The organism is Streptomyces sp. HM190 (assembly GCF_009857135.1).
Taxonomy (GTDB): domain Bacteria; phylum Actinomycetota; class Actinomycetes; order Streptomycetales; family Streptomycetaceae; genus Streptomyces; species Streptomyces heilongjiangensis.
Window position 1 is genome coordinate 3,690,511 of the sequence record NZ_CP047318.1, and the last position, 25,309, is coordinate 3,715,819.

The 25,309-nt window shown below is 73.4% G+C and carries 26 protein-coding genes and 1 tRNA gene; 11 read left to right on the top strand and 16 right to left on the bottom strand.

Translation table 11 applies throughout. From position 1 onward, the window contains the following. Nucleotides 1-4: 4 nt before the first annotated feature. Nucleotides 5-670 carry an RBBP9/YdeN family alpha/beta hydrolase gene (locus GSY65_RS15485; protein WP_159768656.1) on the bottom strand — a complete coding sequence of 222 codons (666 nt, stop codon included), beginning with the start codon at nt 668-670 and terminating at the stop codon, nt 5-7. A gap of 144 nt (nt 671-814) precedes the next feature. On the opposite strand from GSY65_RS15485, the gene GSY65_RS15490 reads away from it, so the two are divergent. The 3 genes from GSY65_RS15490 (at nt 815) to GSY65_RS15500 (ending at nt 2,522) form a co-directional block, all read left to right on the top strand. Beyond that, a complete protein-coding gene (locus tag GSY65_RS15490) occupies nt 815-1,318 on the top strand; it encodes a YbaK/EbsC family protein (protein WP_159768659.1) in 504 nt (167 codons plus the stop codon). Further along, complete coding sequence (locus GSY65_RS15495) at nt 1,315-2,160, top strand: DMT family transporter (protein WP_159768662.1); 846 nt, start codon at nt 1,315-1,317, stop codon at nt 2,158-2,160. The genes GSY65_RS15490 and GSY65_RS15495 overlap by 4 nt, the downstream gene beginning before the upstream one ends. Nucleotides 2,161-2,246: 86 nt before the next feature. Beyond that, on the top strand, nt 2,247-2,522 hold the full coding sequence (locus GSY65_RS15500) for a DUF1876 domain-containing protein (protein ID WP_201452548.1): 276 nt from the start codon (nt 2,247-2,249) through the stop codon (nt 2,520-2,522). 331 nt (nt 2,523-2,853) lie between these two features. Here GSY65_RS15500 and GSY65_RS15505 read toward each other — a convergent pair whose 3' ends face one another. The 6 genes from GSY65_RS15505 to GSY65_RS15530 form a co-directional block, all read right to left on the bottom strand. After that, nucleotides 2,854-4,020 (bottom strand): serine hydrolase domain-containing protein, encoded by a 1,167-nt coding sequence (locus GSY65_RS15505; protein WP_159768668.1) that lies wholly within the window; start codon nt 4,018-4,020, stop codon nt 2,854-2,856. A 167-nt stretch (nt 4,021-4,187) separates the two neighbouring features. After that, nucleotides 4,188-4,670 (bottom strand): organic hydroperoxide resistance protein, encoded by a 483-nt coding sequence (locus GSY65_RS15510; protein ID WP_159768671.1) that lies wholly within the window; start codon nt 4,668-4,670, stop codon nt 4,188-4,190. Between the two features lie 159 nt (nt 4,671-4,829). Continuing rightward, nucleotides 4,830-5,312, bottom strand: coding sequence for a MarR family transcriptional regulator (locus GSY65_RS15515; protein ID WP_159768674.1), 483 nt, complete (start codon nt 5,310-5,312; stop codon nt 4,830-4,832). A gap of 5 nt (nt 5,313-5,317) precedes the next feature. Then, nucleotides 5,318-6,097, bottom strand: a complete 780-nt coding sequence (locus GSY65_RS15520; RefSeq protein ID WP_159768677.1) for an energy-coupling factor ABC transporter ATP-binding protein — start codon at nt 6,095-6,097, stop codon at nt 5,318-5,320. Further along, entirely contained in the window at nt 6,085-6,846 is a 762-nt protein-coding gene (gene cbiQ, locus GSY65_RS15525) for a cobalt ECF transporter T component CbiQ (RefSeq protein WP_159768680.1), read from the bottom strand. Before cbiQ ends, GSY65_RS15520 begins: the two co-directional genes overlap by 13 nt. Nucleotide 6,847: 1 nt before the next feature. Further along, complete coding sequence (locus tag GSY65_RS15530) at nt 6,848-7,918, bottom strand: energy-coupling factor ABC transporter permease (RefSeq protein ID WP_159768683.1); 1,071 nt, start codon at nt 7,916-7,918, stop codon at nt 6,848-6,850. 254 nt (nt 7,919-8,172) lie between these two features. On the opposite strand from GSY65_RS15530, the gene GSY65_RS15535 reads away from it, so the two are divergent. The 4 genes from GSY65_RS15535 to GSY65_RS15550 all read left to right on the top strand — a co-directional run bounded on the left by GSY65_RS15535 (nt 8,173) and on the right by GSY65_RS15550 (nt 11,096). Continuing rightward, on the top strand, nt 8,173-8,517 hold the full coding sequence (locus GSY65_RS15535; RefSeq protein ID WP_159768686.1) for an SsgA family sporulation/cell division regulator: 345 nt from the start codon (nt 8,173-8,175) through the stop codon (nt 8,515-8,517). Nucleotides 8,518-8,550: 33 nt separating this feature from the next. After that, complete coding sequence (locus GSY65_RS15540; protein WP_159768689.1) at nt 8,551-9,264, top strand: histidine phosphatase family protein; 714 nt, start codon at nt 8,551-8,553, stop codon at nt 9,262-9,264. Between the two features lie 84 nt (nt 9,265-9,348). Then, nucleotides 9,349-9,651 carry a hypothetical protein gene (locus GSY65_RS15545; protein ID WP_159768692.1) on the top strand — a complete coding sequence of 101 codons (303 nt, stop codon included), beginning with the start codon at nt 9,349-9,351 and terminating at the stop codon, nt 9,649-9,651. A gap of 20 nt (nt 9,652-9,671) precedes the next feature. Beyond that, entirely contained in the window at nt 9,672-11,096 is a 1,425-nt protein-coding gene (locus GSY65_RS15550) for a zeta toxin family protein (RefSeq protein WP_159768695.1), read from the top strand. 82 nt (nt 11,097-11,178) lie between these two features. Here the strand turns inward: GSY65_RS15550 and GSY65_RS15555 are convergent, their stop codons facing one another. The 3 genes from GSY65_RS15555 to GSY65_RS15565 all read right to left on the bottom strand — a co-directional run bounded on the left by GSY65_RS15555 (nt 11,179) and on the right by GSY65_RS15565 (nt 14,967). Further along, nucleotides 11,179-11,688, bottom strand: coding sequence for a DinB family protein (locus tag GSY65_RS15555; RefSeq protein ID WP_159768698.1), 510 nt, complete (start codon nt 11,686-11,688; stop codon nt 11,179-11,181). A gap of 212 nt (nt 11,689-11,900) precedes the next feature. Further along, the gene (locus GSY65_RS15560) at nt 11,901-14,201 is read right to left on the bottom strand and encodes an MMPL family transporter (protein WP_159768701.1); all 2,301 of its coding nucleotides are present in this window, start codon (nt 14,199-14,201) and stop codon (nt 11,901-11,903) included. A gap of 166 nt (nt 14,202-14,367) precedes the next feature. Continuing rightward, complete coding sequence (locus tag GSY65_RS15565; RefSeq protein WP_159768704.1) at nt 14,368-14,967, bottom strand: TetR/AcrR family transcriptional regulator; 600 nt, start codon at nt 14,965-14,967, stop codon at nt 14,368-14,370. A 306-nt stretch (nt 14,968-15,273) separates the two neighbouring features. Here GSY65_RS15565 and GSY65_RS15570 point away from each other — a divergent pair, with 306 nt between their 5' ends. Continuing rightward, nucleotides 15,274-18,561, top strand: coding sequence for a S41 family peptidase (locus GSY65_RS15570; protein WP_159768707.1), 3,288 nt, complete (start codon nt 15,274-15,276; stop codon nt 18,559-18,561). Between the two features lie 63 nt (nt 18,562-18,624). On the opposite strand, the gene GSY65_RS15575 is transcribed toward GSY65_RS15570, so the two are convergent. The 4 genes from GSY65_RS15575 to GSY65_RS15590 all read right to left on the bottom strand — a co-directional run bounded on the left by GSY65_RS15575 (nt 18,625) and on the right by GSY65_RS15590 (nt 22,369). Continuing rightward, the gene (locus GSY65_RS15575; RefSeq protein WP_159768710.1) at nt 18,625-18,858 is read right to left on the bottom strand and encodes a hypothetical protein; all 234 of its coding nucleotides are present in this window, start codon (nt 18,856-18,858) and stop codon (nt 18,625-18,627) included. A gap of 81 nt (nt 18,859-18,939) precedes the next feature. Further along, a complete protein-coding gene (locus tag GSY65_RS15580; protein ID WP_159768713.1) occupies nt 18,940-19,845 on the bottom strand; it encodes an SDR family oxidoreductase in 906 nt (301 codons plus the stop codon). Then, nucleotides 19,842-20,780: an alpha/beta fold hydrolase gene (locus tag GSY65_RS15585; protein WP_159768716.1), complete on the bottom strand. Its 939-nt coding sequence runs from the start codon at nt 20,778-20,780 to the stop codon at nt 19,842-19,844. Before GSY65_RS15585 ends, GSY65_RS15580 begins: the two co-directional genes overlap by 4 nt. After that, nucleotides 20,777-22,369, bottom strand: coding sequence for a flavin-containing monooxygenase (locus tag GSY65_RS15590; protein ID WP_159768719.1), 1,593 nt, complete (start codon nt 22,367-22,369; stop codon nt 20,777-20,779). Before GSY65_RS15590 ends, GSY65_RS15585 begins: the two co-directional genes overlap by 4 nt. A gap of 203 nt (nt 22,370-22,572) precedes the next feature. Here GSY65_RS15590 and GSY65_RS15595 point away from each other — a divergent pair, with 203 nt between their 5' ends. Further along, nucleotides 22,573-23,217 (top strand): MerR family transcriptional regulator, encoded by a 645-nt coding sequence (locus tag GSY65_RS15595; RefSeq protein WP_159776004.1) that lies wholly within the window; start codon nt 22,573-22,575, stop codon nt 23,215-23,217. A gap of 24 nt (nt 23,218-23,241) precedes the next feature. Here GSY65_RS15595 and GSY65_RS15600 read toward each other — a convergent pair whose 3' ends face one another. Further along, on the bottom strand, nt 23,242-24,066 hold the full coding sequence (locus tag GSY65_RS15600) for an exodeoxyribonuclease III (protein WP_159768722.1): 825 nt from the start codon (nt 24,064-24,066) through the stop codon (nt 23,242-23,244). A 65-nt stretch (nt 24,067-24,131) separates the two neighbouring features. Here GSY65_RS15600 and GSY65_RS15605 point away from each other — a divergent pair, with 65 nt between their 5' ends. Beyond that, nucleotides 24,132-24,608 carry a GNAT family N-acetyltransferase gene (locus GSY65_RS15605; protein WP_159768725.1) on the top strand — a complete coding sequence of 159 codons (477 nt, stop codon included), beginning with the start codon at nt 24,132-24,134 and terminating at the stop codon, nt 24,606-24,608. Between the two features lie 73 nt (nt 24,609-24,681). Beyond that, a complete protein-coding gene (locus tag GSY65_RS15610; protein WP_159768728.1) occupies nt 24,682-25,116 on the top strand; it encodes a hypothetical protein in 435 nt (144 codons plus the stop codon). A 50-nt stretch (nt 25,117-25,166) separates the two neighbouring features. On the opposite strand, the gene GSY65_RS15615 is transcribed toward GSY65_RS15610, so the two are convergent. Continuing rightward, a tRNA-Ala gene (locus GSY65_RS15615) sits at nt 25,167-25,240 on the bottom strand. Nucleotides 25,241-25,309: the final 69 nt, after the last annotated feature.

Consider the following 25,309-nt stretch of genomic DNA (forward strand, 5'->3'; position numbering starts at 1 on the left):
CGGTTCAGGTCCCGGACGCGTCCGCCCGCTGCGCGGAGCGCGCCTCGACCGCCCGCTCCCCGTACCCGCCGGGGGAGACCGCCAGGCACCAGTCGAGCATCGACGGCCAGGGGCCGTAGCCCGAGTCGGGGTTGAGGTGGGCCTCGCCCGGCAGGACGTCGACGGGCAGGCCCAGCGGTACGGCGTACGCGGCGGCGGCGCCCTGCGGGCAGTACGGGTCGTTGTCGGTGCCGACCACCCGGGTGGTCGCGGCGGCTGCCGCGACCCGCTCCGGGGTCAGCGGCGGCGGGGCGAACTCGGCGATCTCCGGGTGCTGCAGGGCGACTTCCGGGGACGGCGGCGCGACGAGGAGGACCCGATCGACGGGCCCGGCCAGGACGTCGTCGCGGGCGACGGCGTGCAGCCACAGCAGACAGGCGAGGCTGTGGCAGACCACGGTGACCCGTCGGCCCGCCAACTCCCCCAGCAGCGCGTCCAGCTCCGCCAGCCACCGCTCCAGATCCGGGTCGTCCGCCTCCGGGAGCTGCGGGTACACCACCTCGTGCCCCAGGTCGGCGAGCCGGTCGGCCAGCCAGTACTGCCAGTGCCCGACCGGCCGGTGGTTCTGCCAGCCGTGCAGCACGAGGAAGGCGCGGGGGGCGCGGGTAGAAGTCGGCGGAGTCTCTGTCATACCCCGAATCGTCGGGGAACCGGATCACTCCGGTCCAGTGCCGTCTCTTTGTCCGGACCGGTTTCCCGGGCCGGGACGCGGGGAACCCCGCACGGCCCGCAACCCGGTCGCGTGCCGGCTGCACGCACCGCTACCGTGCCCGCCATGACCACCGACTCACAGGACACCGGCGCCCACCCCCGTTTCGCCGAGGCGCTCGACGCCCTCGGCCTGTCCGAACTGCGCACCCGCGTCCGGCGGTTCCCGGACGCGACCCGGACCGCCGCCGAGGCCGCCGCCGCGATCGGGTGCGAGTTGAGCGAGATCTGCAAGTCCCTCGTCTTCGCCGCCGACGGCGTCCCCGTGGTCGTCCTGATGGACGGCGCGTCGCGGGTCGACGTGGAGCTCGTACGGCGCGAACTCGGCGCCGGGAAGGTCACCCGCGCCCAGGCGGACGTCGTCCGGGAGACGACGGGCTACGCGATCGGCGGCGTCCCCCCGTTCGGGCACCGCACCAGGACCCGGGTCCTCGCGGACCGTTCGCTGCTGGACCACGCCGTCGTGTGGGCGGCGGCCGGCACCCCGTACACCGTCTTCCCGATGGCGCCCGAGGCGCTGATCGCCCACGCGGGCGCCACCCCGGTGGACGTGCGCGAGCGGAACGCGTGACGCCGCTGGTCGCCGCGGCGGTGCTGCTCGCCGCGGTCACCCACGCCAGCTGGAACGCGATAGCCCACCACATCACCGACAAGCTCGTCGGCTTCACGCTGATATCCGGCGGCGGCGCGCTCATCGGCTTCGCGGCCGTGCCGTTCGTGGCGCTGCCGGAGCCCGCCGCCTGGCCGTACCTGATCACCTCGACGGTCCTCCACCTCGTCTACTACGTGCTGCTGATGACGTCCTTCCGGCTGGGCGACTTCGGCCAGGCGTACCCGCTCGCCCGCGGCTCCGCGCCCCTCGTCGTCACCGTCCTCGCCGCCGTCTTCGCCCACGAGGTGCCGGACGGCTGGGCCGCGGCCGGCATCCTGCTGAGCTGCGCCGGGCTGACGGGGGTCGCGGTGTGGGGGCTGCGCGGGGCCCGGCCGCACTGGGCCGCGATCGGCGCGGCGCTCGCCACCGGCCTGTCGATCGCGGCGTACACGGTCGTCGACGGCCTCGGCGTACGGGCCGCCGGGTCCCCCATGAGCTACATCGCCTGGCTGATGGCGCTGGAGGGGCTGGCCGTCCCGGTGTACGCGGTGTACCGCTGGCGCGGCGAGACGGTGGCGCTGCTGCGCCCGGTCGCCGCCGTGGGCCTGCTGGGCGCGGCGCTGTCGGTGGCGGCGTACGGGCTGGTGCTGTGGGCCCAGACGAAGGCGGAGCTGGCTCCGATCGCGGCGCTGCGGGAGTCGTCGATCATCGTGGGGGCGGCGATCGGCGCGGTGTTCTTCAAGGAGCGGTTCGGTGCTCCCCGCGTCGTGGCGGCCGGGTTGCTGGTGGCCGGGATCGGGTTGATGCTGCGGGCGGGATAGGGGGTGAAGCACCCCCTGGGGCCAGACCGTGCGTCGGCGGGCCCGGAGGCGCACTCTGGAAGCAGCGGTTTCCGGAGGTGATCGTCATGACGCACACCGCTGTGGGATGGCACATCGAGCTGGAGTTCCAGGAGGACGACCACAGGACACGGGCGGCGGCGCTCGTACGGCTGCCCGACGGCAAGGAGGTCCGGGCGCACGGGTACGCGAGCCGCCACCACACCGACTCCAATCAGCCACGGGTCGGCGAGGAGATAGCGGGCGCACGGGCCCTCAACGAGCTGGCCATGAAACTGCTCACCAAGGCGCACGACGAGATCGACGAGGCGTCGGGCAGGACGTCCCACCCGATAGCCCTCTGAGGTGAGACGGCAGGGCGCGCCGGGTCCGTGTGACGTGTCCGTGTGACCGGGCGGCCGTCCGCGGTCCCGTGCGGCCGGGGGCGGTCGTCCGGTGTGCCGGCGGGGCGCCGGGCGGTCCGTGGACGGGGTGCCAAGCGACTGTGGACTGGGTGCGAACGACAGCGCGGGAGAAGTCGCGCATGCTGGGATCGCCGCTCACGGAGGGCGGTCGTCCGGTTCATCGGATCGCGCCAGGGCATTCTGCGGGGGAGCTCTGGGACGGTCTCGGTGTCCGGGCGGCCGCCCTCCACTCATGAAGGGCTCCCTCCGGCAGGGCTCACTGCCGCAGGGCTCACTCCGGCAGGGCGCGAAGCGCCTTCACCAGGGCCTGGGCCCTCGGGTCCGCGGTGACCGTCTTGCGGTAGCCGTTGGTGACGTAGGCGAACGCGGTGGCCGACTCCGGGTCGGCGAAGCCGAGGGGGCCGCCACGGCCGGGATGGCCGAAGGAGCCGGGGCCGAGCAGCGGCGACGCGGTGCCGTGCAGCATGTAGCCGAGGCCGAAGCGGGTGTTGATGACGAGGGTGCGGTCGGGGCCGGCCGACTCCTCCGCGCGGGCCGCCTCCATCGTGGCCGGGTTGAGCAGCCGTACGCCGTCCACCTCGCCGATCAGCGCGGCGTAGAAGCGGGCCAGGGCGTCCGCCGTGGCGATGCCGTTGGTGGCGGGCAGCGGCGTCGCTCGGTACGCGGGGTCGTTCTGGTCGGGGAACGGGGTGATCGCGGCGAAGGCGCGCCGGGTGAGGGAGTCGGGGTCGTCGTAGGCGGCGGTGACGGACCGTTTCGCGCGCACCCGCAGTCCCCCGGTGGGTTCGGGCGCCGCCGGCAGCCGTCCGGCGCGGCCCACCCGGCCCTCGGCCGCCACCGACGGGGGCAGCCCGAGCCAGAGGTCGAGGCCGAGGGGCGCCGCGATCTCCGCCGCGATCCACTCACCGGCGCCCCGGCCCGTCACGCGCCGGACCAGTTCGTCGAGGAGCCAGCCGTACGTCAGCGGGTGGTAGCCGTGGGCGGTGCCGGGCTCCCAGGCGGGGGTCTGCGCGATGAGGGCCTCGGGGCCGCGGCGGGGGTCCAGCGCCTCGGCGGGGGTGAGGGGCCGGTCGAGGACGGGCAGGCCCGCCCGGTGGTTGAGGACGTGCCGCACGAGGACGCCGTCCTTGCCGTGCGCCTTGAACTCGGGCCAGTAGCGGCCCACCGGGGCGTCCAGGTCCAGCTCGCCGCGCTCGGCCAGCATCAGCGGCGCGGCGGCGGCGACGCCCTTCGTGGCCGAGCGCATGATCTGGGCGGTGCCCCGCTGCCAGGGTGCGTCGCCGTCCACGTCGCGGGTGCCGGCCCACAGGTCGACGACCTTGCGGCCGTTCCGGTAGACGACGACGGCGGCGCCCTTCTCGCCGAGCGTCTCGAAGTTGCGCAGGAACGCCTCCCGCACCGGCTCGAAGCCCTCGGCGACCGTGCCGTTCACATCCACGCCGGCGCTCCGTTCCGTTCACTCACCACGACGACGACGGGTGCAACGTACCCGCACGGCCGGTGATTCCTCCGGCCGGGGCTCGGGGGCCGTGGGCCATGGGGCTTGGGCCATGGGGCTTGGGTCTTGTGCGTGGGTCCTGCGCGTGGGCAGCGGGCCGCGGGTGCTCAGCCGAGCACGATCGACACGTCGATGTTGCCGCGGGTGGCGTTGGAGTAGGGGCAGACCTGGTGGGCGGCGTCCACGAGCTTGGCCGCGATGTCCTGGTCGAGGACGGGCAGGGAGACGCTGAGGGCGACGGCGAGGCCGTAGCCGCGCTGCTTGTTGGGGCCGATGCCGACCTTCGCGGCGACCGTGGAGCCGGTGAGGTCGTAGCCCTCGCGGCGGCCGACGAGGACCAGCGCGTTGTGGAAGCAGGAGCTGTAGCCGGCCGCGAACAGCTGCTCGGGATTGGTGCCGGCGCCGTCGCCGCCCAGCTCGGGGGGCATCGCGACCTTCAGGTCGATGTGGCCGTCCTGGCTGGTGATGTAGCCGTCCCGGCCGCCGTGCGCGGTGGCCTCGGCCACATACATGATCTTCGCCGGGCGGGTGTCCGGACGGGCCTCCGCAGGAGTGTCGGAGCGGGTCTCGACAGCGGCGCCGTCAGTCATGAATGAGCCTCCCCCAGGAAAAGCGCGCACAAGTACATCGTGCACAAGGTACCGGCTGGTAGGTGACAGCGGTTACCAGGGGGTAGTAACCGGCGGTAACGACGCGTGGCCGTGGTCGGCGGCCTCACGGCGGGTGCCGCGGGCGGCCCGTCCGCCCCCTCAGGTGGCGGTGGTCGGCCTCGACCGCTCCGCCCGTGCCGCCAGCTCCCAGAGTTCCGCCCGCAGGCGGGCCACGTCGCCGCCCCGCAGGCCCGTGGCGGCGGCCAGCGTCTCGGGGACGGCCTGCGCCCGGTCCCGGAGCTGTTCGCCGCGCCCGGTGAGCGCGATCCGGACCGAGCGCTCGTCGCGGGCGGAGCGGCGCCGGCTCAGCAGGCCCGCCGCCTCCAGTCGCTTCAGCAGCGGCGAGACCGTGCCGTAGTCCAGCCGCAGGGCGCCCGCCAGCTCCTTGACCGTGGCCTCACGCCGCTCCCACAGGCAGAGCATGACCAGGTACTGCGGGTAGGTGAGGCCGAGTTCGTCGAGCAGCGGGCGGTAGGCGGCGGTGACCGCGCGCTGGGCCGCGTACAGCGCGAAGCACAACTGCTCGTCGAGGAGCAGCGACCCGGGCCCCGCGGCGTCCTCTTGATTCGTCACGCGCCCCATTGTCCTCAGCTCCCCGTGGCGACCGACCTCGGGTCGAAGCCGAACGGCAACTCCAGGCGGTGGGCCCGCATCAGGTCGTCGTCCGCGAGGAGGTCGCCGGTGGGTCCGTCGGCCGCGATGACGCCCTCGCTGAGCACCAGCGAACGCGGGCACAGCTCCAGGGCGTACGGCAGGTCGTGGGTGACCATGAGGACGGTGACGTCCAAGGAGCGCAGGATCTCGGCGAGTTCACGGCGGGAGGCGGGGTCGAGGTTGGACGACGGCTCGTCGAGGACGAGGATCTCCGGCTCCATGGCCAGCACGGTGGCGACGGCGACCCGGCGGCGCTGGCCGAAGGAGAGGTGGTGCGGGGGCCGGTCCTTGAACTCCGCCATGCCGACCTGTTCGAGCGCGCGGTCGACGCGGGCCTCCAGTTCGGGGCCCTTCATCCCGGCGGCGGCCGGGCCGAAGGCGACGTCCTCGCGCACGGTCGGCATGAACAGCTGGTCGTCGGGGTCCTGGAAGACGATGCCGACCTTCCGCCGGATCTCCGCCATGTGCCGCTTGCCGACCGGCAGTCCGGCGACGGCGACCGTGCCGGCGCCCGCGGTGAGGATGCCGTTGAGGTGCAGCACGAGCGTGGTCTTGCCGGCGCCGTTCGGGCCGAGCAGCGCGACCCGTTCACCCCGGCCGATGGTGAAGTCGACGCCGAAGAGGGCCTGGTGGCCGTCGGGGTAGGCGAAGGCGAGCCCGGCGACTTCGAGGGACGGGGGGAGGGGTTCCTTGGACACGGTCACAGGGTCCATCCCAGCAGACAGACGACGAGCGCGGCGAACGGGAGGGCGAAGGCGTACGACCACTGCGCCCGTGAGGCGGTCACCTCGTCGATCACGGGCATGGCGCCGGCGTACCCCCGGCTGATCATGGCGAGGTGGACCCGCTCCCCGCGCTCGTAGGAGCGGATGAACAGCGCCCCGGCGGACTTGGCGAGCACGCCCCAGTGCCGTACGCCGCTCGCCTCGAAGCCGCGTGACTCGCGGGCGATCCGCATCCGGCGCATCTCGTCGGTGATGACGTCGCCGTAGCGGATCATGAAGGTCGCGATCTGGACGAGCAGCGGCGGCAGCCTGAGGCGCTGCAGTCCGAGGAGGAGTTCGCGCAGCTCGGTGGTGGCGGCGAGGAGGACGGAGGCGGCGACGCCGAGGGTGCCCTTGGCGAGGACGTTCCAGGCGCCCCACAGTCCGCCGACGCTCAGCGACATGCCGAGCACCTCGACCCGTTCGCCCTGCGCCACGAACGGCATGAGCAGCGCGAAGGCGACGAACGGCACCTCGATCAGCAGGCGCCGCAGCAGGAACCCGGCGGGCACCCGCGCCAGGTACGCGACCGTCGCGAGCAGCACGGCGTACAGCGCGAACGCCCACATCGCCTCGCGCGGGGTCGACACGACGACGACCACGAAGGCGAGGACGGCCGCGAGTTTGGTGTGCGGCGGCAGCGCGTGCACCGGCGAGTGCGCGTGCCGGTAGAGCTTGTGGGCGTGGCCGGCGCCCATGTCAGGCGCTCTCGGGCACGGAGGACGAGGAGGACGCGGGGACCGTCTCGGCGTCGCCGGTGCGGCGCCTGCGCACGGCCCAGAAGATCCCGGTGCCGGCGACGACGGTGACGCCGACGCCGATCACGCCCGCGAGACCGCCGGAGAGCCGGGTGTCGCCGATGCCCTGGACGCCGTAGTCGGCGAGCGGGGAGTCGGCGGCGGCGTGGTCCTCGACCTTGGCGTCGATGCCCTTGTCGGCGGCGACCTTCTCCAGCCCGTCCGGGTTCGCGGAGGCGTAGAAGCTGACGACACCGGCGAGCAGGAGCGAGACACCGAGCCCGGCGAGGACCAGCCTGCGGGGCGACCGGGCGGCCACCGGCGCGGGGGCGGGGGCGGCGGGGGCTTCGACGAGTTCGCCGTTCACGCGGAGCTTCAGCGGGGCGGTCAGTCCGCGGGCGCCGTGCACGAGGTCCGGGCGGACGGCGATGACGGCGCCGACCGTGGCGGCGGTGATCGCGGCCTCGCCGATGCCGATGAGGGTGTGCACGCCGACCATGGCGGTCAGGACGGAGCCGAGCGGCACGTCCGTGGTGCCGCCGACCGCGTAGACGAGGGTGAACGCGGCGGCCGCGGCGGGCACCGAGAGGAGCGCGGCGACGAAGGCGGAGACGGTCACGGAGCGTCGCTTCCTCGGCAGGACCTTGACCAGTCCGCGGAAGACGGCGTACGCCACGACGGTGGTGACGACGGCCATGACGGTGATGTTCACGCCGAGCGCGGTGAGGCCGCCGTCGGCGAAGAGGATGCCCTGCATGAGGAGCACCACGGACACGCACAGGACCCCGGTGTAGGGACCCACGAGTATCGCGGCGAGCGCGCCTCCCAGCAGGTGTCCGCTGGTGCCGGCCGCGACCGGGAAGTTGAGCATCTGCACGGCGAAGATGAACGCGGCGACCAGTCCGGCGAGCGGCGCCGTCCGCTCGTCCAGTTCACGGCGCGCCCCGCGCAGGCTCACGGCGACGGCACCGGCGGCGACGACGCCGGCGACCGCCGAGACGGGGGCGTTGATGAATCCGTCGGGGACATGCATGCGAGGACTCGCTCTCCGGATCGCCCGGCGGCGATCGCATCCGGCTGCGCGTGGCTGGAACCTTACGATGATAGGGCCTTATTGCGAGGGTCTTGCAAGAGCGCCTTGTCATCGAATAGCGAACGGATCGCCTTCACCGGATCGGGCCGGGACCCTCTTCCACGGGCGGACGGCGGAAAATGTGCGACATTGGAGGGGCACGGAGAGCGGATCAACAGCTTCTGCTTGGGTCACTCAGCGTGAGGAGCCGCCCGATGTCTGTCACCGTCGAACAGTACGCACGGGCTCATGTCGTCACGGACTCCCCCGAGGACCGGGCCACGGTCCCCGTGATCCTCCGCTACGACCCCGACGGCGGCCCCACCGCCGTCCACGTGGGGCTGCCCGGTCCGCACGAGTGGACCTTCCCCCGTGAGCTCCTCGAACGCGGCCTGCGCGCCCCCGCCACCGCCGGCCCCGTCAGCATCTGGCCCTGCGGCCGGGTCCAGGCCGTCATGGAGTTCCACTCGGCCCACGGGGTCGCGGTGATGCAGTTCGACACGAAGGCCCTGATCCGCTTCCTCCGCCGCACGTACACGGCCACACCGGTCGCGCACTGACCGCCGGCCGCCCCGGTCCAGCAGAATGACCGGATGGCCGATGAGATGCACAAGAGCGGGCTCCCCGCGCCCAGTTCACTGCGCGGACTGTGGGCGGTACGGCACGGGCAGAGCACCGCGAACGTCGCCTTCGCCGAGGCCGAGCGCACCGGCTCGACCGAACTGCCGGTCCCCGGACGGGACACGGACGTCCCGCTGTCCCCGCTGGGACGTGCGCAGGCCGGATCACTGGGCGACTGGCTCGCCGGACTGGAGGAGGGGACGGGCCCGGACCTCGTGGTCTGCTCGCCGTACGCGCGAGCCCGGGAGACCTGGCAGGTCATGGCCGCGCACCCACGGGTGACACCGCCCCCGCTGCTCCTCGACGAGCGGCTGAGGGACCGGGAGATGGGCGTCTTCGAACTGCACCCGCCGGGCGCGCTGCGGGCCCGCGCCCCCGAGGAGGCCGCGCGGCGGGCCCTGCTCGGCGAGTGGGCGTACCGGCCACCGGGCGGTGAGGCGATGGCCGATGTCGCGCTGCGCGTACGGGACTTCGTGACGGAGCTGGACCGGACCGCGCCCGGACGGCGGGTGCTGGTCGTGGCGCACGACGCGATCGTCATCACCCTCCGCTTCGTCCTGGCCGGCCTGGGCGCGCCCTCCCCCGACACCCTGCCTCCGGTCCCCAACGCCTCGGTCTCGTCGTGGCACGGCACGGGCGGACGGCTGCGCCCGGTCGTGTGGGGCGACACCGCGCACCTCGCCTGAACCACCGGGCCCCCGGCACACGTCTGTGCAGACGACCGCCCACTCGACGACGCCCACGACCCGATGACGACGGAGGGACGACCCATGACGGAGCAGCCCGATCCCGAGCCCGTGCTCTCGCGGGTGGAGCCGCTCGACGGCGGCCTGTACGCCGACCAGCCCTACGAGGCCGCCCTCGGTGACCTGCGCGGGACCGTCGGCGCGGTCTCGGCCGCCCTGCGCGACGCCGGCGGAGCCACCCGCGAGCACCTGCTCGCACGCCAGCGGGAACTGAACCGGCTCCAACTGGACCTGCGCCCCGACGACACGGACGCCCTCGCCGACGCGCGGGACCTGTGCCACCGGGTCCGCGCGGAACTGGCCCGGCTGCCGGGCGGCGACGCGTGAGCCCGTCGCCGCACGAGCCCATGGCCCAGCCTGGGACGCCGAAGGGGCCGGTCCTCGACGGGCGGCTGCCCCTCGCCGAGAACCAGCGGATCTTCCGCGAGCAGATCGCCCCCGTCTTCCTCGACGGCTGCGCACCGCAACGGGCCCCGGTCGCCGTCATCGTGGCCGGGCAGACCGGCGCCGGGAAGACCGCCGTGACCCGTATGGTCAAGGACGCGCTGGACCGGGACGGTCCCGCGGCCTGGATCAACATGGACTTCTACAACCCGCACCATCCCGAGTACGCCCGCTGGCAGGCCGAGCGCCCCCGGGAGGCGGACGCGCTGGTCCGTCCGGACGGCGACCGCTGGTGGGAGCAGGCCCAGGACCTCGCCCTCTCCCGCGGCTACCACATCCTGCTCGAATCCGCGATGGTCACCCCGGCCGAATACGAGGACATCTGCCGCCGCATCCGTTCGGCGCGGCTTCCCGAGGGGGTCGCCCCGTACCGCATCGAGACCGCGTTCGTGGCCGTCCCCGGCCCCGTGAGCCGGCTCGGCGTCATGACCCGCTACCTCGACGAACTCCAGCGGCACGGCCACGGCCGCCTCGTCGACCCCGACATCCACGACGCGGCGCTGCGCGGGGTGGTGCGGGGTGCCGCCGCCCTGGAACGCGAGGGGCTGGGCGACTTCGCCGCGGTGCTGCGCCGGGGCGGGGAGACCGTGCACATGCAGCACATCACCCCGCGTGGTCCCGCCTCCGCCGGCGCCGGGACTACGACCGGGGGGTCGCTGCTCGCCGCCGTCGAGCGGGAGCACGCGCGCGTGCAGACGACGGCCGAGGCGGCGCAGTTCGTCGCACGGCACGCGGCGGCGGTCGTCACGGCCCCCGACCACGTCCTGCCGGAACTGGACCGCATCGCCCGCTCCGCCGCGCCGATCCTGCCGGCGCCCGGGGCGCCGTGGCAGGCCGTGGCCGATCGCGCGGCCGCCCTGCGCACGGCGGAGCCGCCGCACCGGCCGGAGCCCACGCTGCTGGCCCGCGCCGACCACGAGGTCATCGACCTCCTCGCCCACAACCTGGCCGAACGGCACACCGCCGTCTCCCGGGGACACAGCAACCCGGTGACCGCCGCCCGCCACGAGCACACCACCGACCGCCTGCTCGGCGAACTGTGCCGCCGCTCCGCCCTGTCACCGCAGGCCCGCGGCGCCGAGGAGGCCCACCGCCGCGCCCTGCGGGCGGACCGGACGGATCTCACGCCCCAGGTCGCACAGCCGCCCGCCCGGCAGGGCCCGGGACCGGGAACGGGCGTCGGCGCGGTCGCGGGGGCCGCGGCGGCGCGCAGCCGGTCGGGGGCCGCTCCCCAGGCGCCGACGAGCGGTGCGCGTGCGCCCGCCGCTCCTCCCCGTGCCCTCCCGGCCGCCCGCCCCGCCGGACCGCCGCCCGGACGCGGCCGCTGACCGGACGCGGCCGCTGACCGGCGGCCCTCGCCCCGTCGGCGTCACTCGGCGGCACGAGGGGCGGCGGCGCAAGGCAGGGCCGTCACGCCCCGACCGTCCCGTCCACGCCCTCCCGCAGGAGGTCCGCGTGGCCGTTGTGGCGGGCGTACTCCAGGAGGACGTGGACCATGACCATCCGCAGCGAGACCTCCTCGTCCCAGCGCGGCTGACGGCCGATCAGGTCGAGGGAGGGGGCTGCGCGTTCGATACGGCGGGAGTGCTCGGCCTCCGCCTCCCACGCGGCGAACGCCTCCGCCCGCGTCGAGGCGCTGTCGTCGTACGCGGCCTGGAAGTCGATCTCGTCCGACCAGACCATGGGCGCGTCGTTGTCCTCGAACACCCGGCGGAACCAGGCCCGTTCCACCTCGGCCAGGTGGCGGACCAGCGTGAGCAGCGACAGCGTGGACGGCGGCATCGAGCGCCGGCGCAGCTGGTCGTCGGTGAGGCCCTCGCACTTCATGGCGAGGGTCGCGCGCTGGTAGTCGAGGAAGGCCCGCAGTGTCTCCCGCTCGGATCCGGCCTGCGGCGGCCCCACTCGCTTGTCCTCGGCCATGGCCGTCCTCCTCGTTCTCCGGTTCTCCGGTTCTCCGCGACCGTCCGCGACCGTCGGCAGCCCTGGGCGTCCGCTGTGTGCGGAGAATCTTGTCGAAGGAGGTGCGCAGGACGGCGACCGGGGTCCGCGGTGCCCGCCCGTGCCCGGGGCCGGTGAGGGCTCCCCGTCCCCACGGGGCCCTCACCGGCCGGTTCTGCGTGGACGCCGTCGTGTCAGGCGCGCACGAGTTCCTCGTCCTGCTGCGTGGTCTTCGCGTCGCCGTCGCGGGTGCGCAGGCCCTCGCCCTCGACGTCGACGTCGGGCAGCGCCCGGTCCAGCCACTTCGGCAGCCACCAGGCCTTGTCGCCGAGCAGCGCGAGGACGGCCGGGACGATGGCCATCCGGACCACGAAGGCGTCGAAGAGGACCGCGACGGCGAGGCCGAAGCCGATCATCTTGACCATCGACTCGCTGGAGCCGATGAAGCCCGCGAAGACCGCCATCATGATGACCGCCGCGGCCGTCACCACCCGCGCCCCGTGCCGGAAGCCGGTGACCACGGCCTGTCCGGGGCGCTCGCCGTGGACGTACGCCTCACGCATCCGGGTCACCAGGAAGACCTCGTAGTCCATGGCGAGACCGAAGACGACACCCACCATGAAGATCGGCATCATCGACATGACCGGGCCGGTCTCCTCCACCCCCACGACGTCGGCGAGCCAGCCCCACTGGAAGACCGCGACCACCGCGCCGAGCGCCGCCATCACGCTGAGCAGGAAGCCGAGGGCCGCCTTCAGCGGGACGAGGACGGAACGGAAGACCACGATCAGCAGCAGGAAGGCGAGGCCGACCACCAGGACCAGATACGGCACCAGCGCGTCGTCGAGCTTCTGGGAGACGTCGATGTTCATCGCCGTCGTGCCGGTGACCAGGACGTCCGCGTCGGAGTCGGCCTTGATCCGCGCCCCGGCGCCGCGGATCTCGTGGACCACGTCCTCGGTCGCCACGGACGACGGCTTGGAGTCGGTGACCACGGTGATCAGCGCCGTGTCACCGGCCTTGTTGTACGTCGCCGGGGTGACCGTGACGACGCCCTTCATGTCCTTGACCTCGTCGGACACGTCCTTGACGGCGGCCTTCGGGTCGCCGGCGGACTTGGCGTCGACCACGACCATCAGCGGGCCGTTGGAGCCGGGGCCGAAGCCCTCCGAGAGGAGGTCGTAGGCGCGGCGCTGGGTGGTGGACGTCGGCTGGGAGCCGTCGTCGGGCAGACCGAGTTCGAGGGAGGCCGCCGGGATCGCGGCGGCGCCGAGGCCGATCACGGCCACGAGCAGCACCATCACCGGCCTGCGGACCACGAAACGGGCCCACCGCGTCCCCATGTTGGGCTTCTCCGCCGTCGCGCCCCCGTGGGAAGGGGTCGTGGCCGACGCGCCCCGGCCGCCACCGTTGTTCGCCGAGGCACCGTGCGCGGCCCCGGCCTTCCTCGCCGCGCGACCGCCGCCCATCCAGCGGGCCCTGTGCCCCGTCGGCCGGACCTTGGCGCCCGCGTAGCCGAGGAGCGCCGGGACCATGGTGAGGGCGATGAGGACGGCGACGGCGACCGTGCCCGCCGCAGCGACACCCATCTTGGTGAGCATCGGGATGTTGACGACCGCGAGGCCGACGAGGGCGATGACGACGGTCAGTCCGGCGAAGACCACGGCGGAGCCGGCCGTGCCGGTGGCCCGGCCCGCGGCGTCCTCGCGGTCACGGCCCTCGGCGAGTTCCGCGCGGTAGCGGGAGACGATGAAGAGGGCGTAGTCGATGCCCACCGCGAGGCCGATCATCATCGCGAGCGTCGACGTGGTCGTGCCGAGGTCGAGGGCGCTCGCCAGGGCGGTGATCGAGGCGACACCGATGCCCACGCCGACGAGGGCGGTCAGCAGCGGCAGCCCGGCCGAGACCAGCGAGCCGAACGTGATGACGAGGACGACCGCGGCGACCGCGATGCCGATGATCTCCGTGGTCCCGGTGTGCGGCACGGTCTGGAGGGCGTCACCGCCGATCTCCACGGTCAGCCCGCCGTCCCGGGCCCTCTGCGCGGCGTCCTCCAGGGCCTCCTTGGAGGCGTCCTGCAGTTCCATGCCGGAGACCTCGTAGCGGACCTGCGCGTAGGCGATCGTGCCGTCCTTCGAGACCGACCTGGTCGTGAACGGGTCGGTGACCGAGGTGACCTCGGAGCCGGTGCCCAGTTCCTTGACGGTCCGCTCGACGGCGGCCTTGTTCGCGGCGTCGGCCATCTTCTCCCCGGCCGGCGCCTTGAAGACGACCCGTGCGGTGGCGCCGTCGGCGTTCATGCCGGGGAAGCGCTGGTCCAGCAGGTCGAAGGCCTTCTGCGCCTCGGTGCCGGGGATGGAGAAGGACGACGCGCCGGCGGTGGGCGCGGAGGCGGCGCCGACACCCGCGAGGGTCAGCATCGCGACCCAGATCAGGGCGACGACATGCCGTCGCCGGAAGGCGAGTCGGCCCAGTTCGTAGAGGAAGGTGGCCACGGGCGGTACTCCCGTTCAGGTCGTGGACGTGCAGGAGGGCAGGGGTGATCGGCCCGTGTGCTGCCGTACCGGGGAGTACGTGGACAGGGTCGATCGGCCCGACGACGTGAGCGGTGGCGTCAGGTGGGGCTCAGCCGCGTGTCACGCGGCGATGGCTCGGGGTGTGTCAGTCGGTCGGTACACCGAGGGCGGGGAGGACCACGGCGTCGATGTACGAAACGAGGAAGGCCTGGGTCGGAGGCAGCTCTTCGAGCAGCGTCCGGGTCACGAAGGCACCGAGCATCATGTGCATCACGAAGTCGAACGCCGGGTTGTCCGGCCGGACCTCACCGCGTTCGACCGCGCGTCCCAGCAGCCGCCGGACCTCGGCGATCTGCGGTTCGACGAGGAACTCCCGGAACACCGCGAGCATCTCGGGGTTCGTGTGCACCGCCATGGCCAGGCCCCGCATGAGCGCGGAGTTCTGTTCCATGACGCAGTCGTCCTCGAGCCGCGCCAGGGCGTGCAGGTCGCCGCGCAGGGAACCGGTGTCGATGCCGGACGCGCTCATCGACTTCTCCCTGCCGATCGCCTTCGCGACCAGCTCGGCCTTGCCGCCCCACTGGCGGTAGAGGGTGGCCTTGCTGGACCTGGTGCGGGCGGCCACGGCGTCCATGGTGAGGGCGTCGTAGCCGACCTCCCGAAGGAGGTCGAGCACGGCCGCGTACAGCTCGGCCTCGCGCTCGGGCGTGAGTCGACTGCGGCGCGCCGTCGCGGTCTCAGTCATCCCACTCTCCCTGCTCCCCCTGGACGTTCGAGACGACAAGGCTACCGGTCGCGTGCCGGGGCACGGGCCGGACGACCCGCCTCTCGAACGAAACGGTTTCGTACACCAAGGACGATACCCCGGACCCGGCAGAAACGAAACCGTTTCGTTCGTGCCCTGGGTCACGCGCCCCGCGGTTTTGCCCCCGGACCGCCCCGACCAGCCCCGAACCCGCGCCCGATCAGCCCCGGCCCCGCCCCCGACCAGCCCCGCGCATCACCCCGCGCACGAGTTGCCGCGTCCCCCGAGCCGGAAAAACATGGGGAGGTGAGCGACTCATACGAGACCGGAACCGGCCGGGGCACCCCCGGCTACCTGCGCTTTCCCCACATCGACGGCGACCGCGTCTGCTTCGTCGCCGAGGACGATCTGTGGCTCGCCCCGGTCGACGGCTCCGACCGCGCCTGGCGGCTCACCGTCGACCGTACGAAGGCCGCCACCCCGCGCTTCTCGCCCGACGGCCGCCACATCGCGTACACGAGCTGGCGCAGCATCGTCCCGGAGATCCATCTGGCGCCGGTGGACGGCGGCGGCCCCGCGCGCCGCCTCACCCACTGGGGCAGCCCCGACACCGCGGTCTGCGGCTGGACACCCCCCGACGACGAGGGCCGCGCGGACATCCTCGCCGTCGCGTCGCACGGCGAGCCCTTCTCCTCCTACACCTGGGCGTACAAGGTCCGCACCGACGGCGACCCCGGCCGCAAACTGCCCTGGGGGCCCGTCTGCGCCCTCCAGGTCGCCGAGATCGACGGCGAGCGCCGCACACTGCTGCTCACCGGCACGCCCCCGCACGAACCGGCCTCGTGGAAGCGCTACCGCGGCGGCGCCACGGGCCGCCTCTGGCTGCACGGCGAGCGGCTGCTGCCCGATCTCGAAGGGCATCTGCACTCCCCCATGTTCGTCGGCGGCCGCATCGCCTTCCTCTCCGACCACGAGGGCGTCGGCAACCTCTACTCCTGCGCGTACGACGGCTCCGACCTGCGCCGCCACACCGACCACGACGCCTTCTACGCCCGGCACGCGGCGAGCGACGGCAGCCGGGTGGTGTACCAGTGCGCGGGCGACCTGTGGATCGTCGACGACCTCTCCCCCGACGCCGTGCCCCGCCGTCTCGACATCCGTCTCGGCGGATCGCTCACCGGGCGGCGGCCGTACCAGGTGCCGGCCGCGCAGCACGTCGACGGCCTCTCCGTGGACGAGACGGGCCGGGCGAGTGCCGTCGTCGTGCGGGGCAGCCTGTACTGGCTGACCCATCGCGACGGGCCCGCCCGGACCATCACCGACACCCCCGGCGTCCGCGTCCGGCTGCCGGAGATGCTCGGCTCCGGCGGCCAGGTCGCGTACGTGACGGACGCCGACGGCGAGGACGCCGTCGAGATCGCCTACCTCCCCCGCGCCACCGGCGACCGCGCGCCCCGCCGTCTCGCCTCCGGCGCGCTGGGCCGGGTCCTGGAGATGGTCGCCGACCCGGCGGGCGAGCGCCTCGCCCTCGCCGCGCACGACGGCCGGCTGCTGCTGCTCGACACCGCGGAGGACGCCGACGGCGAGGTCACCGAGATCATCGCGTCGCTCAACGGCCCCGTCCGCGACCTCGCGTTCTCCCCCGACGGCGGCTGGCTGGCCTGGTCCCATCCGGGCATCGGCCGGAGCCTGCGCCAGATCAAGATGGCCCGTCTGAAGGACCGGCTGATCGTCGACGTCACCGACGGCCGCTTCGAGGACGAGAACCCGGTGTTCACGAGCGACGCCCGCTATCTGGCCTTCCTGTCCTGGCGGGGCTTCGACCCGGTCTACGACGTCCACACCGGCGACCTGTCCTTCCCTCTCGGCTGCCGCCCCTACCTGGTCCCGCTCTCCTCCGCCACGCCCTCCCCGTTCGCCCTGAACCCCGACGGCCGCCCCGTCGCCGGGGGCATGGAACCCGGCGCGGACGAGGAGGCCGGCGGCACCGTCACCGTCGAGGTCGAGGGTCTGGAGAACCGGGTCACGCCGTTCCCCGTCACCGCCTCCAAGTACTCGGCGCTGTGCCCGGTGAGCGGCGGCGGTCTGGTCTGGCTGCGCTGGCCGATCTCAGGCGCCCTCGGCGAGACCTTCGCCAACCCCGACGACACGACCGGGCGCCCGACCCTCGAGTACTTCAACATCAGCCGGGCGAAAAGGTCCGAACTCGTCTCCCACCTCGACTGGTTCGCGGTCAGCGGCGACGGCACCCGCCTGGTGGTCGTCGACGAGGGCGACCTGCGGGCCGTGCCCTCCACCGAGTCCGGCGACAGCGACAGCACCGTCTGGATCGACCTGCGGCGCATCCTGCACGAGGTCGACCCGGCCGCCGAGTGGCGCCAGTCCTACGCCGAGGCGGGCCGGCTGATCCGCGCCTACTTCTGGGACCCGGGCATGAGCGGTATCGACTGGGCCGGGGTCCTCGACCAGTACCGGCCCCTCGTCGAACGGGTCGCCTCCCCGGACGAGTTCGCCGACCTGCTGCGCGAGGTCCTCGGCGAACTGGGCACGTCCCACGCGTACGTGTCCGCCGCCCGCCGCAACGAGGGCCCGCCCCACTACCAGCGCCGCCAGGGGCTCCTCGGCGCCAACTTCGTGCGCCGGGACGGCTGCTGGCAGGTCCGCCGGGTCCTGCCCGGCGACTCCTCGGACTCCAAGGCCCGTTCCCCGCTGGCCGGTACGGGCATCCGTGAGGGCGCCGTCCTGACCCATGTCGACGGCCGCCAAGTGGACCCGACGGCGGGCCCGTTCCCCCTGCTGGCGGGCGCGGGCGGCACGACGGTGGAGCTGACGTTCACCCCGGCCGAGGGGGAGGGCCGGGCGCGCCGCGTGGCCGTGGTCCCCCTGCTCGACGAGCGCCCCCTGCGCTACCAGGACTGGGTCGCCAAGCGCCGGGAGGTAGTCCACGAACTCAGCGGCGGCCACTGCGGCTACCTCCACATCCCCGACATGGGCGGCTCCGGCTGGGCCCAGTTCAACCGCGACCTGCGCATGGAGGTCTCCCGGCCGGCCCTGATCGTGGACGTGCGCGGCAACGCGGGCGGCCACATCAGCGAACTGGTGGTGGCGAAGCTCACCCGCAGGATCCTCGGCTGGGACCTCACCCGGGGCGCGCAGCCGGTGTCGTACGCCTCCAACGCGCCGCGCGGGCCGGTGGTGGCGCTGGCCGACGAGGCGACCTCGTCCGACGGCGACATGATCACGGCGGCCTTCAAACTGCTGGGGCTCGGCCCGGTGGTGGGCCAGCGCACCTGGGGCGGCGTCGTCGGCATGACCGGCCGCCACCAGCTCGGCGACGGCACCGTCATCACGGTCCCCATGAACGCGGCCTGGTTCGACGCGTACGGCTGGTCCGTCGAGAACCGGGGCGTCCTGCCCGACGTCGAGGCCCTGCGCACCCCCCTCGACTGGGCCGAGGGCCGCCACTCCCAGCTCGGTGCCGCCGTGGACCTCGCCCTGGAACTCCTCAGGACCCGGCCCGCGGCGAGCCCTCCGGACTACGGCGCCGTCCCGGACAGGTCCCGCCCGAAACTGCCGCCGAGGAACGGCGGCTGACACGCGAACGGGGCGCCCCCGGTGAGGAGGGCGCCCCGCTCGGGACCGCGGCGGACGCTCGACTCAGAAGTCGTGGTCCTGCTGGAACCGGTCCTCGGCGTCACGCAGGTCGCGCTCGCGCTCGCCCTGAGGCTGCCGGCCGCGCTGCCCAGGCTGCTGCTGAGCCCGCTCACGCTCCTGACGCGCGCGCTCCTCCGGCGACGGCCGCTGCGTCTCCTGCGGAGCCCGCCCGGCCTTCTGCCGCGCCTGGTGCTTGAGCTGCTCGGTCTTCTCCTGGAACTGGTCCTTCATGCCCATGTGGTTTCACTCCCGTTGTGGGTGAGGGGATCGGGCCTCGACCAGACAAACACGGGCGGACATCCCACGCATTTCGATCACTCACTCACGGTCACCGGCCACCTGGCGCTCCCGCTCGTCGGCGGCGCCCCCCGCGCCGACGAGCCCGGTCGGCATCCCCCGCAGCCGCCCCTCGAACCGCCGCACCTCGCGCGGCGCGAACGTCCCGATGAGGCCCGGCAGATACCCCCGTACGCCCTGCATGCCCCGCAGCCACCACTGTCCGTAGACATGCCCGGACCGCCGTTCGATCCCGGTCACGATCCGGTCCACGGCCGGGCCCAGCGGATACGTCTTGCCGGCCGGCCACGGCAGCCGCTGCCGCAACTCCCGCATGGCGTGCTCCTGATCGGCCCCGCGCACCATGTCCGTGTCGGTCCACGACAGGTACGCGACCCCGACCCCCACGCCCTTGTGCCCGACCTCGGCCCGCAGACTGTGCGCGTACGCCTCGACGCCCGCCTTGGACGCGCAGTACGCCGTCATCATCGGTGCCGGGGTGATCGCGGCGAGGGAGGCTATCTGCAGCAGATAGCCCCGGCTCTCCAGGAGCGCGGGCAGGAACACCCGCCCGGTCACGGCCGATCCGACGAGGTTGACCTCGATGACCCGCCGCCAGGCGTCGGGGTCGGAGTCGGCGAAGGGCCCGCCGTTGGCGACGCCCGCGTTGGCGACGACCACGTCGACCCGGCCGAAGCGTTCCTTCACCTCGGTGGCGACCCGCGCCATGGCCTCGTGGTCGGTGACGTCGGCGTGCCAGAACCCGCTCTCGCCGTAGAGGCGTTCACCGACCCCCTTCAGCTCGTCCGGCTCCAGTCCGACGAGCGCGACCTTCGCCCCGCGCACCGAGAGCTTGCGGGCGAGGAGTTCCCCCACGCCCCGCGCGGCCCCGGTGACCACGGCCACCCGCCCCTCCAGGACGTTGCCCCTGCTGCCGCCCCTGCTCATGCGTCCGCCTCCTCCAACTCGTCCCGCTCGGTCCGTGGTCCGTACGCCGTCACCAGGGCGCGTATCCGGGCGGTGACCGCCTCCGGCGCCTCCACCGGCGACATGTGCCCGACACCGGTCAGCTCGGTCACCCCCACGCAGTCCGGCAGCGCGGCGGCGAGCGTCCGCGCGTGCACCGGCGGGGTCATCCGGTCCGCCGTGCCCACGAGCACGGCCGCCGGCATCGTCAACGCCCGTACGCCGTGGTCGAGGTCGAGCGTGTCGAGGACCCGCGACCAGGCGTGCCGCACCCGCGCCGGGCACGCGTGCACGATCCGCGCGCACGCCTCGACCATCACCGGCGACGCGCCGGGGCCCATGGTGGCGTACTTCAGGATCCGCCGGGCCACCGGTGTGACCGGCCCGAGCGGCGCCCGCGACCCGAGGACCCTTGCGGTGAGCCAGGTGCGCACGCGTCCGGGACGGCCGGGCACGACGAGCGCCTCGGACACCAGCCTGGAACTGCCGGTGCTGCACAGCAGCACCGCCGCCGCGTGCTCCCGCACACCGGCCCGCGCCGATGCCGCCATCAGCGTCATCCCGCCCATGGAGTGCCCGACGAGGACGGCCCGCTCGCCGGGAGCGAGCGTCGCCGCGAGCACCGCCTCCAGGTCGTCCGCGAGGGCGTCCGTGCCGCACCGGGCGGAGGCGGGGCTGCGGCCGTGGCCGCGCTGGTCGTAGGCGATCACCCGGTGGTCGACGGCGAGGTCCCGGATCTGCGCCGCCCAGAACGCGGTCGAGCAGGTCCAGCCGTGCACGAGCACCACCGCGGGCGCGTCGTCCGGCCCGTGGGTCTCCACGTGCAGCCGCGCGCCGTCGGCGGACACGGCCGTCAGCTCCCTTACGGCGACGGGCGGGGCGTAGGGCCCGTGCTTCCCCTGGGTCAGTCGGGTCACGCTCCGGCCTCCACCTTCGTCGCCTCGGTCGCGGTCGTCCCCCGCGTCGTCCCCGTACCGGTGCGCGGCACCCGCAGCACCTCGTACTCGGCGAGGTCCACCCGCCGGGTGGCGCCGCGGAACTCGGTGGTGGTTCCGGGCCAGATGGTGGTGTTGCGGCCGTGCGCGTCGAGGTACCAGCTGGTGCAGCCGCCGGTGTTCCAGACGGTGCGCTCCATCCGCTTCTGCACGCGCCGGTTCCAGGCGTCCACGGCGTCGGCCCGCGCGTCGAGGGCGACCCGGCCGCCCAGCACGTCCAACTGCCGCAGGAAGTCCGCCATGTAGTTCAGCTGCGACTCGATCATCAGGATCATGCTGGAGTTCCCGAGGCCCGTGTTGGGCCCGATGATCGTCATCCAGTTCGGGAACCCGGCGGCCGAAGCCCCGCGCAGCGCCCGCATCCCGCCGTCGGCCCAGGACTCGGCGAGGGTGCGGCCGTCGGCGCCGACGACCCGGTCGGCGATGGGCATGTCGGTGACGTGGAACCCGGTGCCGAAGACGATCGCGTCGGCCTCGGCGGTGGTCCCGTCGGCCGCGACGAGCGTGGAGCCCTCGACGCGGGCGAGCCCGGAGGCGACCACGTCGACGTTGGGCCGGGTGAGCGCCGGATAGTAGGTGTTCGACAGCAGGATCCGCTTGCAGCCGATGCGGTAGTCGGGGGTGAGCTTGGCGCGCAGGGCGGGGTCCTCGACCGCCCGTGCCATGTTCCGCCGGGCCATCCGCTCGACCAGGCCCAGTTGTTCGGGGCGCTTGGTGAAGGCCTGCACCTGGAGCTCCCGGATGCCCCACAGCAGCCCGCGCCGGGCCTTCGTGGTGAAGGGCAGCTGCCGGTGCAGCCACCGCTCGGCCCGGCTGATGTCGCGGTCGACGCGGGGCAGCACCCACGGCGGGGTCCGCTGGAACAGGGTCAGCCGGCCGACCTCGGGCTGGATCGCGGGCACGATCTGGATCGCCGAGGCCCCCGTGCCGACCATCGCGACCCGCTTGCCGCGCAGGTCGTAGTCGTGGTTCCAGCGGGCGGAGTGGAACACCTCGCCGGGGAAGGAGTCGATGCCGGGCACGTCGGGGACCCTGGGATCGGAGAGCGGCCCGGTGGCGGAGACGACGACGTCGGCGGAGAACCGCCCGCCACTGGTCTCGATCTCCCAGCGCAGCCGCCGCGCGTCCCAGCTCATCCGCTCGACCTCGCAGCGCAGCCGGATGTGCGGCCGCAGCCGGAAGACGTCGGCGACGTGCTCCAGGTACGCCCGGATGTGCCGCTGCCCGGAGAAGGTGCGCGGCCAGTCCGGGTTGGGCGCGAAGGAGAAGGAGTACAGATGCGACGGCACGTCACAGGCACACCCCGGGTAGTCGTTGTCCCGCCAGGTGCCGCCCACCGAGCCGCCCCGCTCCAGCACGACGAAGTCGGTGATCCCTTCCCGCCGCAGCCGTACGGCGGCGCCCAGCCCGCCGAACCCGGCCCCGATCACCGCCACCCGGACGTGCGGGTACGAGAACCTGCCCCCGCCGTCCCCGTCCGCGTGTCCCTGCCCCTGCCCCTGCCCGGCCATCCGGTACCTCCACGCCTCATCGCGTGCGCACACCGCGTCCGCACCCTGCGTCCGCACCTCACGTCCACGCCAGTAATCACTGGCGCAATGGCGAGAGTAGGGCAGGACCGTACCGATGGGTAGGGGTGGAGCGCTGCCGAGTTACCGCCGGTACAACATAGGCTTCCCGCGTGGCAGCAGACGGCGAGCGACGCGAGTACCGCATGGAGGAGCTGGCCAGGGAGGCCGGCATCACCGTACGCACCCTGCGCTTCTACCGGGAGCGCAGACTGATCCCGCCGCCCCGCCGCGAGGGCCGCATCGCCTGGTACGACGACACCCACCTGGCCCGGCTGCGCACGATCTCGGCGCTGCTGGAGCGCGGCCACACCCTGAACGGCATCGCGGAACTCGCCGAGGCCTTCGACCAGGGCCGCGACGTGGGCGAACTGCTGGGCCTCGGCGCGCCCACCGAGGAGACCCCGGTCCGCCTCACCCCCGAGGCCCTCGCCGACCACTTCGGCGACCAGGCGACCCCCGAGAACCTCTCCGCGGCCCTCGACCTCGGCTATCTCGCCACCGACGGCGGCGAGATCGTCCACATCAGCCGCCGCCTCCTCGACGTCTCCGCCGCCCTGGTCCGCGAGGGCATCCCCCTGGCCGACGTCCTCGCCACCGGCCGCCGGGTCCGCGCCCACGCCGAGGCCCTGGCCGCCCTCTTCACCGACCTGATACTCCACCACCCCGGCCACACCCCCGAGGACCTCGTGCGCCTCCGCCCGCTGGCGAAGAGCGTGGCGGAGGCCGAACTGTCGATGGCACTGGACCGCAGCCTGCGGCGGGCCGGCCTGGAGGAAGAGCAGACGTAGCCGGACGTGATCCCCCGGAGCTGATCAGAGGTCGTAGACGACGGTCACCGGCGCGTGGTCCGACCACCGCTCCGCGTGGGTGGCGGCACGCTCCACGAGCCCCTTGACCGCCTTCCCGGCGAGCCGGGCGGTGGCCGCGTGGTAGTCGATGCGCCATCCGCTGTCGTTGTCGAAGGCCCTGCCCCGGTACGACCACCAGGTGTACGGCCCCTCGACGTCCGGGTGCAGGGCGCGCACGACGTCGACGTAGCCGCCGTCGGCCTCGTCGAAGACGCGGCCGAGCCAGGCGCGCTCCTCCGGCAGGAACCCGGAGTTCTTGACGTTGCCGCGCCAGTTCTTGAGGTCGGCCTCGCGGTGGGCGATGTTCCAGTCGCCGCACACGACGACCTCACGGCCGTCGGCGGCGGCCCGCTCGCGCAGATCCTTGAGGTAGGGGAGGAACTCCCCCATGAACCGGACCTTCTCGTCCTGCCGCTCGGTCCCGACCTCACCGGAGGGCAGGTAGAGGCTGGCCACGGTGACGCCGGGCAGATCGGCCTCGACATAGCGTCCGGTGCCGTCGAACTCGGCCGACCCGAACCCCACCCGCACCCGGTCGGGTTCACGCCGGCTGTACAGCGACACCCCCGCGCGCCCCTTGGCGGCGGCCGGCGCGTGCACGACATGCCACCCCTCGGGCTGCCGCACCGCCTCGGGCAGCTGCCCGGGCTCGGCGCGCACCTCCTGGAGGCACAGCACGTCCGCGGAGGTCTCGCCGAGCCACTCCACGAAGCCCTTCTTCGCGGCGGCCCGCAGCCCGTTCACGTTCACAGAGGTCACAGTGAGCACCGCTGCACGATACCCGTACATTGGAACCGGTCCAGATCCGACGGACCCACCCAACCTCCCCTACGCATGGCTATACGATCCGCAACATGATTATCCGTCCCGTGCCCTTCGATCACCCCGACGCCGTCAAACTGAACGACGAGGTCCAGGCCGAGTACCACGTCCGCTACGGCGACGGCGGTGACGCCACCCATGTCGACCCGGCGCACTTCATGCCGCCGGCCGGGCTGTATCTGATCGCCTACGACGGCCAGGACCGACCGGTCGCGACGGGCGGCTGGCGCTCCCAGGACGCGAACGACGAGGGCTACCTGGACGGGGACGCCGAGATCAAGCGCATGTACGTCACCCCGGCGGCCCGCGGCCTGGGCCTGGCCCGCCGCATCCTGACCGAGCTGGAGTCCGACGCCCGCACGGCCGGCCGTACGCGCATGGTCCTCGAAACGGGCTCGAAGCAGCCCGAGGCCGTCGCTCTCTACACCTCCAGCGGCTACGAGCCCTGCGCCAAGTTCGGCTACTACCGCTTCCACGAACTGAGCCTGTGCTTCGCGAAGCCGCTCTGAACGGACGCGGGCGGCGCGGCGGCGCGAACAATCCCCGTGCCGCCGCCACCCCGCGCCCCCTAGCGTGACCCGGGTGAAGGAGAACCGCCGCCTGCGCCGCATGGTCGTGGGGAACAGCACCTGGCACTGGACGGTCCGCCGGCGCTCCCACCGCACCCACGGTCACTGCCTGCTGAAGCTCACCCTCTACCCGGAGGGGCCCCGCCGCCGCCTGGTCCTGGTCTTCGCGCCGGCCGAGAACCGGGTCGTCTCCAGCTGCTACTTCGCGGCCGGCGACCTGGTCCGCCTCCCGGACCGCACCTGGCTCAACCTCTACGAACCCGCCACGGTCCGCCGCCTCCTGGACGCCGCGTCCCCCGCACTGGACCGCTCCCCGTCCGCCCACACGGTCGAACTGGACGGCTGGCCCTACTTCGACACGATCACCGCCCCGCCGCCCGCCGACCCCACGACAGGGGATCTCACGACAGGTGATCCCATGGCAGGCGATCCCACGGTAACGGCCTGACAACACGTCAGAGCCCACAGTGGGGTTACCACTGGGGGCTCTGAGCTGCGTGGACCTGAGGGGATTTGAACCCCTGGCCCCCTCGATGCGAACGAGGTGCGCTACCGGACTGCGCCACAGGCCCTTGCAACGAGTGAAACTCTAGCATCCCCATCCGGCTGCTTGGAAATCCGTTCCGGGTGGGCCGCCGATC

Excerpts from the sequence above, each read along its gene's own strand:
- GSY65_RS15520 (WP_159768677.1), bottom strand. The coding sequence starts at position 6,097 with ATGGACCCTGTGACCGTGTCCAAGGAACCCCTCCCCCCGTCCCTCGAA.
- GSY65_RS15565 (WP_159768704.1), bottom strand. The coding sequence starts at position 14,967 with ATGACTGAGACCGCGACGGCGCGCCGCAGTCGACTCACGCCCGAGCGC.
- GSY65_RS15545 (WP_159768692.1), top strand. The coding sequence starts at position 9,349 with ATGACGGAGCAGCCCGATCCCGAGCCCGTGCTCTCGCGGGTGGAGCCG.
- GSY65_RS15605 (WP_159768725.1), top strand. The coding sequence starts at position 24,132 with ATGATTATCCGTCCCGTGCCCTTCGATCACCCCGACGCCGTCAAACTG.
- GSY65_RS15515 (WP_159768674.1), bottom strand. The coding sequence starts at position 5,312 with ATGGGGCGCGTGACGAATCAAGAGGACGCCGCGGGGCCCGGGTCGCTG.
- GSY65_RS15535 (WP_159768686.1), top strand. The coding sequence starts at position 8,173 with ATGTCTGTCACCGTCGAACAGTACGCACGGGCTCATGTCGTCACGGAC.
- GSY65_RS15575 (WP_159768710.1), bottom strand. The coding sequence starts at position 18,858 with ATGGGCATGAAGGACCAGTTCCAGGAGAAGACCGAGCAGCTCAAGCAC.
- GSY65_RS15600 (WP_159768722.1), bottom strand. The coding sequence starts at position 24,066 with ATGTACGGGTATCGTGCAGCGGTGCTCACTGTGACCTCTGTGAACGTG.
- GSY65_RS15550 (WP_159768695.1), top strand. The coding sequence starts at position 9,672 with ATGGCCCAGCCTGGGACGCCGAAGGGGCCGGTCCTCGACGGGCGGCTG.
- GSY65_RS15500 (WP_201452548.1), top strand. The coding sequence starts at position 2,247 with ATGACGCACACCGCTGTGGGATGGCACATCGAGCTGGAGTTCCAGGAG.
- GSY65_RS15555 (WP_159768698.1), bottom strand. The coding sequence starts at position 11,688 with ATGGCCGAGGACAAGCGAGTGGGGCCGCCGCAGGCCGGATCCGAGCGG.
- GSY65_RS15580 (WP_159768713.1), bottom strand. The coding sequence starts at position 19,845 with ATGAGCAGGGGCGGCAGCAGGGGCAACGTCCTGGAGGGGCGGGTGGCC.
- GSY65_RS15595 (WP_159776004.1), top strand. The coding sequence starts at position 22,573 with ATGGAGGAGCTGGCCAGGGAGGCCGGCATCACCGTACGCACCCTGCGC.
- GSY65_RS15510 (WP_159768671.1), bottom strand. The coding sequence starts at position 4,670 with ATGACTGACGGCGCCGCTGTCGAGACCCGCTCCGACACTCCTGCGGAG.
- GSY65_RS15485 (WP_159768656.1), bottom strand. The coding sequence starts at position 670 with ATGACAGAGACTCCGCCGACTTCTACCCGCGCCCCCCGCGCCTTCCTC.
- GSY65_RS15490 (WP_159768659.1), top strand. The coding sequence starts at position 815 with ATGACCACCGACTCACAGGACACCGGCGCCCACCCCCGTTTCGCCGAG.
- GSY65_RS15590 (WP_159768719.1), bottom strand. The coding sequence starts at position 22,369 with ATGGCCGGGCAGGGGCAGGGGCAGGGACACGCGGACGGGGACGGCGGG.
- cbiQ (WP_159768680.1), bottom strand. The coding sequence starts at position 6,846 with ATGGGCGCCGGCCACGCCCACAAGCTCTACCGGCACGCGCACTCGCCG.
- GSY65_RS15530 (WP_159768683.1), bottom strand. The coding sequence starts at position 7,918 with ATGCATGTCCCCGACGGATTCATCAACGCCCCCGTCTCGGCGGTCGCC.
- GSY65_RS15540 (WP_159768689.1), top strand. The coding sequence starts at position 8,551 with ATGGCCGATGAGATGCACAAGAGCGGGCTCCCCGCGCCCAGTTCACTG.